Here is a 12,334-nt window from a genome sequence, read left to right as displayed (position 1 = left end):
TGCTTGTGGCCGGGATCTCGCATCCCGGAATGACTGGAATGCCGCTGCGGCATCAATACACCCTGGGGGCGATCATGACGGTGCCGCGTAGCGATTCGACGAGTGGCGGCGGTCAGGATGCCGCGGAGCCCGACATGCGTCCGGCCCCCGCTCCCGAGGAGGAACAACCCGGGCGGATGGACCGAATCCGGCTGAGCCTGAGCAGATTTCTGCCGTTCCTCGGTGCCGCCCAGGGATACATCGGCCTGGTGCTGGTGATAGCCGTCGGCATCATCACCAAGGGCCAGTACTTCTGGAATCAGACCAATCTCACCAACGCGATCGCCGCCTTCGCCTCCCGCGGCATCCTGGCCGTCGGCGTCACGCTGGTGATCCTGACCGCGGGCATCGACCTGTCGGTGGGGTCGGTGCTGGGCATCGGCTCGATGACCGCCGCCATGCTGCTGGTCCACCAGGGCCTGAGCCCCTGGCTGATCGTCCCGGCCTCGGCGCTGGTCGGGGCGTTCTTCGGGCTGTGCAACGGGCTGGGCACCACCGTGCTGCGCATTCAATCCTTCGTGATGACGCTGGCGATGCTGTCGGTGGTGCGCGGGATCGACCGCCAGGTGTCCGGCAATGTCGCCGTCGGCACCGCGCTGCTGGACCAGAACGGGCATCCCACCCCGGCCGCGCAGCAGTTCTCGCTGCTGGGCACGCCGGGCCGCACGCTGTTCCAGGGCACCTGGCTGCCGCTGTTCGGCACCTCCGGCATCGGCTATCCAGTGCTGGCCTTTGTCGTGGTCTGCATCGTGTTCCAGCTGGTGCTGACCAAGACCCGATTCGGCCGCCACATCTATGCGGTCGGCGGAAACCCCACCGCGGCAAGGCTGTCCGGCGTCAACGTGACGCTGGTCGTCGTCGCGGTGTTCACCCTGTCCGGCCTGCTGGCCGGATTCGCCGGGCCCATCGATGCCGCCTACAGCGCGTCGGCGGACCCTCTGGCAGGCACTGGCTACGAGCTGGACGCCATCGCCGCCGCCGTGATCGGCGGTGCGAGCCTGGCGGGCGGGAAGGGCACCATTACCGGCACCTTCGTCGGTGCGCTGATCCTCACGCTGCTGGACAACGTGCTGGGTCTCAACTCGGTCAGCGCGAATCTGCAGCTGATCATCAAGGGCCTGATCGTCGTGGTCGCCGTCGTGCTGCAGCGGCCCGGCTTCTTCCGCAGCATCGCCGACCCGCTGGTCCGGCTGCTGCGCCGCCCACACCCCAGCGGCAGCTGATGCCGCCCAGCCCCGGCCGAGACTGCCCGGCCGGCGTCCCGCAGAACATCCAGGAGTGAGAAATGCGTTCTGTACGTAGATATTTCGTTGCGTCGGTGGCTCTGGCCGCGGTGGCGGCGTTCGGTTCGGGGTGCGCCTCGAACGCGCCGAGCTCGTCGAGTTCGGGACATTTCGTCGTCGGATACTCCCAGTCCAACAACGCCGAACCCTATCGCGCGCAACTCAATCTGCAGCTCCAGTACTACGCCAAACAGCATCCGGACCTGAAGCTGCTGCCCATCACCGACGCCCACCAGGACAGCGCCACCCAGGTGAGCCAGGTGCAGAACTTCATCCAGCAGAAGGTGAACGCGCTGATCGTCTCGCCCAATGAGCCGGCGCCGCTGACCGCGGCGGTTCAACAGGCCTGCGCGGCAAAGATTCCGGTGATCATCCTGGACCGCAGCGTCAACACCGACTGCTACAGTGCGTTCATCGGCGGCGACAACTACGGCATCGGCAAGCTGGCCGGGCAGGCCGCGGTGCAGGCGCTGCCCAACGGCGGCAACGTCGTCGAGCTGCAGGGCATCCTGTCCGATCAGCCGCAGATCGATCGCGACAAGGGCTTCCGGGATGCGATTGCCGGGCACAACATCACGATCATCGACAATCAGGAAGCCAAGTGGCTCAAGGCAAATGCCAACACGATCATGCAGCAGTGGGTTGCCAAGGGTGACAAGATCGATCTGGTCTATTCGCAGAACGACGACATGGCACTGGGGGCACAACTGGCCCTGGCGGGCGCGGGCAAGGCGTCGATCCCGATCATCGGCATCGATGGGCTGGCCATCCCGACCGGCGGCATCCGCGCCGTGCAGCAGGGGCAGATGCTGACCACGTTCGTCTACCCGACCTGCGCGCAGCAGGCCGTGGACGCCGTGGAGAAGCTGATGCACAACCAGCCGGTGGACAAGAAGCAGGTCCTCGGTACGACCCAGGTCACCAAGGACAACGCCGCGCAGCTGTACCAGCAGTACGACATGTCCGGCAAGGTCGGCTGAGCGCGCCCGCGCCCGGGTGCGCCGTGTGGGGTCGGCGCACCCGGGAGTCCCGGACGCACCTGTGAGGTGCGACACGCCGTGCGGGCCGTCGACGACGGCGGTCCGCACGGTCGCGCCCGGGATAAGGTCCCCGTCCGCGGTGCGCCCCCGGGGAGCCTGTCGGTCCCATCGATAAGAATGGACACCGGCCGCAATCCGCAGGAGGTGCCGTGACAGACGGACCGCTCATCGTTCAAAGCGACAAGACGCTCTTATTGGAGGTCGATCACGAGCAGGCGAATGCCGCGCGACAGGCGATCGCGCCGTTCGCCGAGCTCGAGCGCGCGCCCGAGCACGTGCACACCTATCGCGTCACCCCGCTGGCGCTGTGGAACGCGCGCGCGGCCGGGCACGACGCCGAACAGGTCGTCGATGCCCTGGTCACCTACTCGCGCTACGCGGTGCCCCAGCCGCTGCTGGTCGACATCGTCGACACCATGGCCCGCTACGGCCGCCTGCAGCTGACCAAGCATCCCGCGCACGGCCTGATGCTGGTCAGCCTCGACCGCGCGGTGCTGGAGGAGGTGCTGCGGCACAAGAAGATCCAGCCGATGCTGGGCGCGCGCATCGACGAGGACACGGTGGTGGTGCACCCGTCCGAGCGCGGCCGCATCAAGCAGATGCTGCTCAAGATCGGCTGGCCCGCGGAGGATCTGGCCGGGTACGTCGACGGCGAGGCACATCCGATCGAGCTGGACTTCGGCACCCACGAATGGCATCTGCGCGACTATCAGGAGCTGGCCGCGGAGTCGTTCTGGGCGGGCGGCTCGGGCGTGGTGGTGCTGCCCTGCGGCGCGGGTAAGACCATGGTCGGCGCGGCCGCGATGGCCAAGGCCGGTGCCACGACGCTGATTCTTGTCACCAATACCGTCGCGGGCCGGCAGTGGCGGCGCGAGCTGCTCGCGCGCACCTCGCTCACCGAGGACGAGATCGGCGAATACTCCGGCGAGCGCAAGGAGATCCGCCCGGTCACCATCGCCACCTATCAGGTCATCACCCGCAAGACCAAGGGCGAGTACCGGCACCTGGAGCTGTTCGACAGCCGCGACTGGGGCCTGGTCATCTACGACGAGGTGCATCTGCTGCCGGCGCCGGTCTTCCGGATGACCGCGGATCTGCAGTCCCGCCGCCGCCTCGGGCTGACCGCGACCCTGGTCCGCGAGGACGGCCGCGAGGGCGATGTGTTCTCGCTGATCGGGCCCAAGCGCTACGACGCGCCCTGGAAGGACATCGAGGCCCAGGGGTGGATCGCGCCCGCCGACTGCATCGAGGTGCGCGTCACGCTCACCGACGCCGAGCGGATGACGTACGCCACCGCCGAGCCGGAGGAGCGCTACAAGCTCTGCTCCACCGCGCGCACCAAGCTCCCGGTCGTGGAGTCGATCCTGGCCCGGCACAAGGATTCACCCAGCCTGGTTATCGGCGCGTACCTGGACCAGCTGGACGAGCTGGGCGAGCACCTGAACGCCCCGGTGATCCAGGGCTCCACCCGCACCAAGGATCGCGAGGCGCTGTTCGACGCGTTCCGCAACGGCGAGATTCCGGTGCTGGTGGTGAGCAAGGTCGCCAACTTCTCCATCGACCTGCCCGAGGCCTCGGTGGCCGTGCAGGTTTCGGGTACGTTCGGTTCGCGCCAGGAGGAGGCGCAGCGCCTGGGCCGGCTGCTGCGCCCCAAACACGATGGGGGCCAGGCGCACTTCTATTCCGTCGTAGCCCGGGACACGTTGGATGCGGAATATGCCGCGCACAGGCAGCGTTTTCTGGCGGAACAGGGCTACGCGTACCGCATCACCGATGCCGACGATCTGCTGGGCCCGGCGATCGGATAGCTGTGGCCGGAGCGGGTCGCGGATGGTCCACAGACCCGCTCGCGGTACCGCGCTTCCGGGGTGAATGGGGTAAGAGCGGGCAGTATCGACTCACGCGGCGGTGGGTCGTCAGGCGGAGGCGAACAACACAGCAAATAACCGGAGGCAAGATCTCCGTTAACGTGTTAGGAATGATACGTGCGACGCTTCGAATTCGCGGTCGACCGCGAACACGCGCGCGCGGTGAACGAGGTGGTCGCGGACACCAGGCGGCTGCGATTCAGTGCGTTCACCGCGGCGATCGTGCTCGGGCTCGGCACCGCGGCGCTGATCTGGCTCAATCACCCGTACTCCTTCCTGCTGGCCGTCGCCTTCGGGTTGGGCACGGTCACCGCGCTGTTCGTGGCGTTGTGGACGCCGCATCGCGCGCGCATCGAAAAGCTCTATGCCGAGGGCGAACTCGTGCCGGCCGTGGTGGCCGAACGGGGGCCGCGGCGCACGGTCCTGCTGGTGCTGGTCGACGTCTCCAAGACCGGCGGCGAGCCGCGCTACGGGCTGATCACCCGGAATGTCCGGTCCCTGCCCGGATATCGGTCCTGGCCGGGGGAGCAGGTACCCGCGGTGACCATCCGCGCCGATCGCGCCCCGCTGTCGATGGGCAGCCTGCGCCAGGCCGTGAGCGCCATGCCGATCGCCTGGGGCACCCGCGATCCGGCCGTGCTCGAGCGGGCCCGGGAGGTGATCGCCGAGGCGGAATGGCGGCTGCTGGCCGAGAATCTCGACCTGGCCGACAAGGTGCAGCGCGCCGATTCGCGGCGGCTGCTGCTGGATCCACACCAGTTGCCGGAGGAGCTGCGCGGCTAAGGGGGATGGCATGGCGGCGGAGCTTGCGGAGCCGACGGGGTGGGTGAATGCAGGGGTAAAGGGCTTGCGCGCCTTCATAAACTGAGACGATGATCCCCTCTGCCAACCTGCTCGCCTTTCTGGCCGCCGCGACGATCATCATCGTGATTCCCGGCCCAGGCGTGCTGTTCACCATCGGCCGGGCGTTGACGCACGGCAAACGGGCCGCGCTGGTCTCGGTGCTGGCGCATTCGCTGGGCGTGTTCGCGATGGTGGTGTTGGTCGCCGCGGGCCTGGGCACGCTGGTGGCGGCCTCGGCGGTGGCGCTGACCATCATCAAGATCGGCGGCGGGCTGTATCTGATCTACATTGGCGCACAGGCGATCCGGGAGCGGAAGTCGCTGCGCGCGGCGCTGGAGACGAAGGTTCCGGCGCAGCCGGTGTCGTACCGGCGGCTGTTCCGTCAGGGGGTCGTGGTCGGGGTGACGAACCCCAAGGCCATCATCTTCTTCTCCGCGGTGCTGCCGCAGTTCGTCGATCGCGCCAGCGGTTCGGTGCCGCTGCAGATGCTGGAACTGGGCATGCTCTTCCTGGCCGTGGCCCTGGTGTGCGACAGTGCCTGGGGGTTGCTGGCCGGTACCGCGCGCGACTGGTTCGCCCGGTCGCCGAGGCGGCTGGAGGCGGTCGGCGGTGCGGGCGGGGTGATGATCATCGGTCTGGGCACGAGCGTGGTGGTGTCGGGTACCAGCAGTTAGCGGGAGATCGGCGATCGCCCTGGTGCGGCACCCCGGCGTGGGCATTCGCGCGGGTTAGCATCGACCCCTTGGCCGGCATGCTGTACCGGAAGGGGTGGATCGTCCGCATGGCATTGCACAATGCGATGTGCACACTGGTGGCTGGAATATTGCTGGCCGCCGGGCCGTTCGCGCCCGCGCACGCGGAAGCGTTCACATCCGCGGTGGCACAGCGGATTACGCCCGGGGCCTCGCAGCGGATCGGCGCCGGGGAGCCGCAGCCGCGCGTCGATCCGCTGGTCGGCGCGCCGGGGCTCGGCGATCTCTACTATCCCGACGATGGCAACGGCGGCTATCACGTCGGCCACTACGACATCGCCATCGACTACGACCCGCCGAGCCGCCACCTCACCGGCACGGCGCGGCTGGACGCGGAATCCTCGCAGCCGCTGCGCATGTTCGATCTGGACTACAACGGCCCCGGGGTGCAGCAGGTCTCGGTCAACGATCTGCCCGCCGGCTTCGCGCGCCATGGCGCGCACAAGCTGACGGTCACCCCGGCGCTGCCGATCCTGCCCGGGCTGCCGTTCACGGTCACCGTCCGGTATTCCGGTGTCGAGGGCGACCATCCGGATCACGGCTGGACGATCTCGCCCAGCGGCGGCGCATTCGCCGCGGGCGAACCGCATTCGGCCGCGACCTGGTACCCGCTCAACGACACGCCGCTGGACAAGGCGACCTTCAGCCTGAAGGCGACGGTTCCGCGGGAATGGCAGGTGATCTCGAACGGGCTGCGCCTGCGCGAGGAGGAGAACGGCGACACCCGGACGGTGGAGTGGGCGACCCGGCAGCCGATGCTGGGTTACCTGACCACCGTGGCCATCGACCATTTCGATTTCCTGAATCAGCGCCGCGCCAACGGAACCCCGCTGATCAGCGCGTTCGCCCCGAAGGCCGGGCCGCGCAAACCGCTCGAACGGCGGCTGCCGGAGGTCCTGGACTTTCTCGAATCCCTATACGGCCCCTACCCTTTCGAGAGCGGCGGCGGCATCTACGTCGACACGAAGCTGAACTTCTCGCTGGAGACCCAGACCCGCCCGATCTATGCCCCGTGGACGGATCTGAACACCGTCGTGCACGAGAACACCCACCAGTGGTGGGGTGATTCGATGTCGGTGCGGAACTGGTCGGACATCTGCCTCAACGAATGCTTCGCCAGCTACACCGCCGACTATCTCTGGCCCGAACGCAAGGAGGGCAAGAACGTCGACAACCAGTACCGCCGGACGGTCACCAAATATCGGAACACGCCGAAGTTCTGGGCGATTCCGCTGCAAAATCCGGGCGCTGGAAAGGAATTCACCGCCGTCTACTATCGCGGCCCGCTGTTCCTGCACGCCCTGCGCCGCACCATCGGCGATGACGCCTTCTTTTCCGCCACGGCCGAATTCGTCCAGTCGCATGCCTACGGCCGCGCCTCGATGCCGGAGTTCCGCCGGTTCGTCCAGTCGAAGACCCCCACCGACCTGTCCGGCTTCTTCGCCGCCTGGCTGGACACCACCGTCCCCCCACCCGGGGGGTACCTGTACCCCGGCTCGCTGCACGCGTAGAACCGCGCGCGTCGTTTCGGTATCCGTCAGACGGGATCTCATCGAGATCACACGGGGGTGCCGACCGACGGAATTCAGGGATGATCCCGCGCCCTAGGTCTGCTCGGCCGGGCGCGCTCTCTCGACCCGGTGCTGGGCGTGGGTGAGGTGGAGTTCGGCCTTGCGCAGGGCCTCGCGGGCGGCCCGTTCGGCCGATGCGGCGAATCGGCGCTGCTGTTCGGTGTCGTCGAGCTCGCGGCGCAGGGTCGCGAGCCGGTCGTCCAGGCGGGCCAGCTCCGCGGCGCGCAGGTCGAGTTCGGCGCGGGCGGAATCGGTTGCCCGGGTGGCCGATTCGAGGACGGCGACGGCTTCCTCCAGCTCCTTGCGGGCGGCGGTGCCGGGATCGGGTGGGGGAGTGGGGGGTTCGGGCACCGTGGTCAGGGCCGGGCCGGACGGGCCGAAGCCCTCATATTTGGCCGTGGTGATCAGCGTTCCGGTCCGGACGCGTTCGGCCACAGCGGGATCCGCGAGCGCCGCGTTCAGGGTCTCGCCGATTTCGCGCAGCACCGTGGTGCTCGGCGGGCGGCCGTGCTCGGCGGCGACCCGACCGGCCTTGTCCGCCAGCGCATTCACCGCGCGGCGGCGCTGCGTGGTGAGGCTGCGCAGCTGATCTCCGGACAGCCGCCGCTGCGCATCGTTTAGGGCCGCACCGAGATCCAGGAGCGCGCCTACCTCGGCGGGAGCGTCGCGGACCAGCAGATTGATCGCCCAGGCCGCGACCGCGGGCCGGCGCAGTCCGCCGATCTCCGTGGCCAGCGCCCGATCTCCGGCGTCCCGGGCCGCGCGTGCGCGAGCGTCCCGCGCCTCGATGAACTCCCCGGGATCGAGCCCGTAGAGCTCGGCGGTGACGTCCTCGAGCGTCATGGTTGAAGCGTAACGGTGGCGTGGCCTACGGCGATGTGCTTACGCGCTTGCAGTTGGCGAATGTCGCGACCGAACAGTTTGCCGAGAGCGCTGCAGGGTACGACCGTTAACAATTCTGCTTACAATCTTGTTTGTAAGTGGTCGAGGGAAGGTACGGACAAATGAATATCTTGGGGCTCATGCTGTTGACCGACTCGCTGGGCCGTTCCCTCGGTTACCTGATGCTGGGTATCGAGGGCTTCACCCATCAAAACCCTTACGACTACTGACCTTTCGGTCCGGTGACGCCGTATACGGCGGATCGGACCGGACCTCATCACCGCATCGGTCGGCGCAACCGGCCGGCGGAACCCGGAGTTCGGGCAGGACTCATCGTTCCGCGGTCGGTCACCGATCGAGCGCATGCGTACCCGGACAAGACCTTTGGCCACACCGCTCGACCCGCCCCTGATTCGTGGTCCGGCCTGCCGATACCGGTCCGCCGCACGACGATTCGCGCCGCCCGCGTAACCGCAGTCGGTTGGGCCTCGGGGATCAGTCCCCCGGCTGTTCGTCCACCAGCGCGACCGATGCGATCCGGTGCAGCGTGAAATGCCGTACCGCGCCCGTCACCGGATCCAGCGCGTCCAGCTGTCCGCCCGAGACCTGCAGCGGTTCGACGATGCGCTGGGTGGCGACGCCCTGCGCGTCGACATAGCCGATGTGGACCGGCCTGCGCACCCGCGCGGCCAGCTGCAGCAGCGCCATCGTGGCCGCGGTGCTGGTCCGGCTGCCGTCGGCGCGCACCGCCTGCCCCGAGCGAGCCCGCGCGGCCTTCTCCCCGGCCCGCAGCTCGGAGACCAGCAGCCGGAGCTGTTCGGTACTGGGCGGATTGGGTTTCCAGGCATTGCGGCCGTTCGGGCGGGCCGGAATGCGCGCGCCGTGCGGGCGCAGGTCGACGATCGCGCCCGACGAATCCTCGCCCGCCGGACTGAATCCCGCCGCGCGCAGCTGATCGAGCACCTCGCCCAGCGGGGCCTGGGAGATCGCCACGGTCGGCGCGACCGCGCGCAGCGCCAGCCGCTCCGCCACCGGCGCGGCCAGCACCTCGGCCAGCAGCGCGGGATCCTCACTGCGGACGAACGATTGCGCCACCCCGGCCCGCAGCCGTCCGTGCCGGCGGGCCACATCATCGATCAGATAGGTCAGCGACTGCGGTACCGGCGTCCGCGAGTGCGCGGTGAACAGCTGATGCAGTTCTGCCGCCGTCATTCCGGCGTCCAGCGCGCGCCGCACCGAGGCCTCGCCGATCCGGTACACCGTTGCCGCGCCCGCGGATTCGATATCGGCGACCAGCGCGATCCGCCCCTGTAGATCCGGCGCCAGCGGGCCCGGCGCGATCACCGTCAGATCGGCCTGTACCAGTACGTGGTCGACCGGCTCGGGCAGCGCGGATTCCATCTCGGCCTCGGCATTGCGCAGGCCCGCGTCGGGTGTGGATCCCTCGTGCGCGCCGTGCAGCAGCGCCCGCCCGGCGGAGGTCATCGCGCCGCGGCCCACCAGGCCCAGCACGGCCGCCTCGGCGAGGGTGCGCTCGATCGCCTCGGTGCGAAAGTGCCTGCGCCAGCGCGGCTGCCGCCAGCTCAGGACGCGCGCCAGATCGCCCGGGGTCACCGCGCAGCCGGCGGGCGATTCGGCCAGCAGCGCGAGCATGGCTGACCGGTCCCGGACCGCGTGCATGTTGCGCAGTTCGAGCGAGAGCGCGGCGAGCGGTTTGTCGTTGGCGTCGCGCAGGCCGATCATCCACGGGAAGCGGTCCAGCTCCAGCCAGGCGTGCGCGAGTACCGCCCAGCGCCGTGCGGGCGGATTGTCCCGCCAGCCGTCCGCGGCCGTCGTCGGGGCCCAGCAGTCCTCGAGGGAGTCGTCCTCGGGCGGGGGCTCCGGAATTCCCTTGTCCAGCAGCCGCGCCGCCGCGAGCACCTCGGCGAGCAGGCCCACCCGGGTCTCGTCGATGCCGGTCTGCTTGGCGACGCGACGCAGCTCCCGCACACCCAGCCCGCCCGAGCGCAGCGCGGGGGCGGGCGCCTGCCCGAGCACCTCGAGAATGTCGCCGCAGTGCCGCAGCAGCTCGCCCACCTCGCCCGCGGCCGCGGCATTGACATCGGCTGCGGTGTATTTGATCGGCTCCGGCCGGGGCGGCACGAGCGCGTGCGGATCGGTCACCGGTTCGCGGCGCAGCACCTGCCCGACCGCGGACGGCAGTTCGACGGTCTCCTCGTCCACCCAGTTCAGCAGGCGGTGGGCCAGCAGCCGCTGGATGGGCCGCTCCGGCGGGGTGCCCTGGGCGGCGTCGCGGGTGCGTCCGCGCGGGCCGGTGGTGGCGAGCTTGTCCAACAGGGCCCGTTCGGCCGGGCCGATCTTGGTCAGCGCCACCACGATTTCCGGCTCGGTCAGCGCGTCCGGGAGTTCGGTGGTGCTGCCCAGCGGCCACGGCAGCGCATCCTTGGCGGCCGCGGCCAGCGACATCTCCTTCTCGCCCCAGACCAGCGCGCGCGCCGTGAGCCGGGCCAGGGCCGCGTCGACGGTCTTGGCGGGCACCCGGTCGGAGAGCAGGGCGTGCAGGCGCTTGCGGGGCAGCGGGGCCGCGGTGCGGCCGGGAAATCCGGCGCCCTGGACGCTCAGGGTCTCGATGATCGCGAATTCGAGCGTGTCCAGTTCCTCGCAGGCCCGCAGTACCGAGGCGCGCTGTTCGGCGCGCGCCGCCAGGACCGTCATCGAGGCGGGCAGGGGGACAGCGAGATCGGGACGCAGCTCCAGGAGGGTCACCAGGTCGTCGTCGCCGCGGCCGTCCAGCCAGTCGGCCAGGTCCTTGCCATCGGCCGAGCCGCGGGTAGCGGTGCGTTTTCCCGCGGGGCGATCGCCCCCGGCCCGGGGCGCTTGGTCGGTCGTGGTCATCCCATCCAGCCTACGGCGATGTGTCCGGGGCCGCTGTGGGGATCGGTCGCCCGGCGCCACATCGGGTACAGCGGTGGGCCGGCCGGCGCCACATCGGGAGCAGCGGTGGGCCGGTCGGCGCCACATCGGGAGCAGCGGTGGGCCGGCCGGCGCTGCGGGGACAGGGGCGTGCCTGATATTCACGGGCGTGCCAGAATGATGCCGTGGTGAACAAATCGAAGAAACCCTACGTCGACAACGGCTGGCCGTCGCTCGCCAATGGCGACCACGCGGTCACAGAGCTGTCGTCAGCCCGTTCCGGTGGGCTCTCGCCGTTCGGCGAGGACACCGAATTCCCGTTGCCGGCGGACGAGGTTCCGTATGTGCACCCGCACACGGTGATCAACCGCTGACCGACATATAGAAAAAAGGCCCCACATCCGAGAGGATGTGGGGCCTTTCTTCTATGCCCGAAGGAATTCAGTTGGGCAGAACGTTCTTGTTGGCCTCGAAGAAGTTGATCACGTTGGGATCGAGCTTCACGCCGCTGGCCTTGGCTGCGTTGTACGCGTCGAGCGCGGGCTGCGGCATCTGGATGCCGTGCTGCTGCGCCAGGGTGATGCCCTTGTCGACGGTTTGGAAGACCTGCTGGTTGGGGCTGGCCGGCGCGGGGTGCTGAACCGGGGCCTGAACCTGGGGGGCCGCCTCGGCCTGCGGCTGGGTCCAGTGCTGGCTGGCCGTCTGCGCGGGGGCGGTGTCGTTGGTGGTGGAGGGGGTGTACGTCGCGGGCTCCACACGCGGGGTCGAGCCGCTGTGCAGGCCCAGATGCGAAGAGCAGGAGGGCCATGCGCCCCAGCCCTGCGCGGCGAGAACCTTCTCGGCCACCGAGATCTGCTGCTCGCGGCTGGCGTGCTCGGGGGCAGCGGCATACTCACCGCCGCCGTAGGACCGCCACGTGCCCTGCGAGAACTGCAGCCCGCCGTGGAATCCGTTGCCGGTGTTGGTGCCCCAGTTGCCACCGGACTCACACTGAGCGAGCCTGTCCCAGTCGGAGTCTGGAGCCGCGGCTGCATGACCGGCGAGGGCCACACCGGCACCGCCCATGATCGCGCTGGTGACAGCGACCTTGGCGACGGTGCGACCGGTACTGGTCGGCTTGCGATGGCGTCCACTCATATCTGG

At 69.2% G+C, this 12,334-nt stretch carries 10 protein-coding genes; 7 read left to right on the top strand and 3 right to left on the bottom strand.

Annotated elements, in window-relative coordinates; translation table 11 throughout:
• The first annotated feature begins 29 nt into the window (after positions 1–29).
• The 6 genes from ABH933_RS34225 (at position 30) to ABH933_RS34200 (ending at position 7,336) form a co-directional block, all read left to right on the top strand.
• Complete coding sequence (locus ABH933_RS34225; RefSeq protein WP_429423845.1) at positions 30–1,262, top strand: ABC transporter permease; 1,233 nt, start codon at positions 30–32, stop codon at positions 1,260–1,262.
• Between the two features lie 62 nt (positions 1,263–1,324).
• On the top strand, positions 1,325–2,302 hold the full coding sequence (locus tag ABH933_RS34220; RefSeq protein ID WP_429423844.1) for a substrate-binding domain-containing protein: 978 nt from the start codon (positions 1,325–1,327) through the stop codon (positions 2,300–2,302).
• Between the two features lie 209 nt (positions 2,303–2,511).
• A complete protein-coding gene (locus ABH933_RS34215; RefSeq protein ID WP_429423843.1) occupies positions 2,512–4,170 on the top strand; it encodes a DNA repair helicase XPB in 1,659 nt (552 codons plus the stop codon).
• A 177-nt stretch (positions 4,171–4,347) separates the two neighbouring features.
• On the top strand, positions 4,348–5,013 hold the full coding sequence (locus ABH933_RS34210) for a DUF3239 domain-containing protein (RefSeq protein ID WP_429423842.1): 666 nt from the start codon (positions 4,348–4,350) through the stop codon (positions 5,011–5,013).
• Between the two features lie 89 nt (positions 5,014–5,102).
• Positions 5,103–5,747, top strand: coding sequence for a LysE family translocator (locus ABH933_RS34205; RefSeq protein ID WP_429423841.1), 645 nt, complete (start codon positions 5,103–5,105; stop codon positions 5,745–5,747).
• Between the two features lie 107 nt (positions 5,748–5,854).
• The gene (locus ABH933_RS34200; protein WP_429423840.1) at positions 5,855–7,336 is read left to right on the top strand and encodes a M1 family metallopeptidase; all 1,482 of its coding nucleotides are present in this window, start codon (positions 5,855–5,857) and stop codon (positions 7,334–7,336) included.
• A 93-nt stretch (positions 7,337–7,429) separates the two neighbouring features.
• Here the strand turns inward: ABH933_RS34200 and ABH933_RS34195 are convergent, their stop codons facing one another.
• Both ABH933_RS34195 and ABH933_RS34190 read right to left on the bottom strand, forming a co-directional pair.
• A complete protein-coding gene (locus ABH933_RS34195) occupies positions 7,430–8,239 on the bottom strand; it encodes a hypothetical protein (RefSeq protein ID WP_429423839.1) in 810 nt (269 codons plus the stop codon).
• Positions 8,240–8,773: 534 nt separating this feature from the next.
• Complete coding sequence (locus tag ABH933_RS34190; RefSeq protein ID WP_429423838.1) at positions 8,774–11,173, bottom strand: helicase-associated domain-containing protein; 2,400 nt, start codon at positions 11,171–11,173, stop codon at positions 8,774–8,776.
• 203 nt (positions 11,174–11,376) lie between these two features.
• Between ABH933_RS34190 and ABH933_RS34185 the strand changes: the two genes are divergently transcribed.
• Positions 11,377–11,565 carry a hypothetical protein gene (locus tag ABH933_RS34185; protein ID WP_215916166.1) on the top strand — a complete coding sequence of 63 codons (189 nt, stop codon included), beginning with the start codon at positions 11,377–11,379 and terminating at the stop codon, positions 11,563–11,565.
• 67 nt (positions 11,566–11,632) lie between these two features.
• Here the strand turns inward: ABH933_RS34185 and ABH933_RS34180 are convergent, their stop codons facing one another.
• The gene (locus tag ABH933_RS34180) at positions 11,633–12,328 is read right to left on the bottom strand and encodes a transglycosylase family protein (protein ID WP_429423837.1); all 696 of its coding nucleotides are present in this window, start codon (positions 12,326–12,328) and stop codon (positions 11,633–11,635) included.
• Between the last annotated feature and the right edge of the window lie 6 nt (positions 12,329–12,334).

The organism is Nocardia sp. GP40, assembly GCF_050434125.1.
GTDB lineage: Bacteria > Actinomycetota > Actinomycetes > Mycobacteriales > Mycobacteriaceae > Nocardia > Nocardia albiluteola.
Note: the sequence above shows the minus strand (reverse complement) of the source record. Positions and strands in the feature narration are given on the sequence as shown.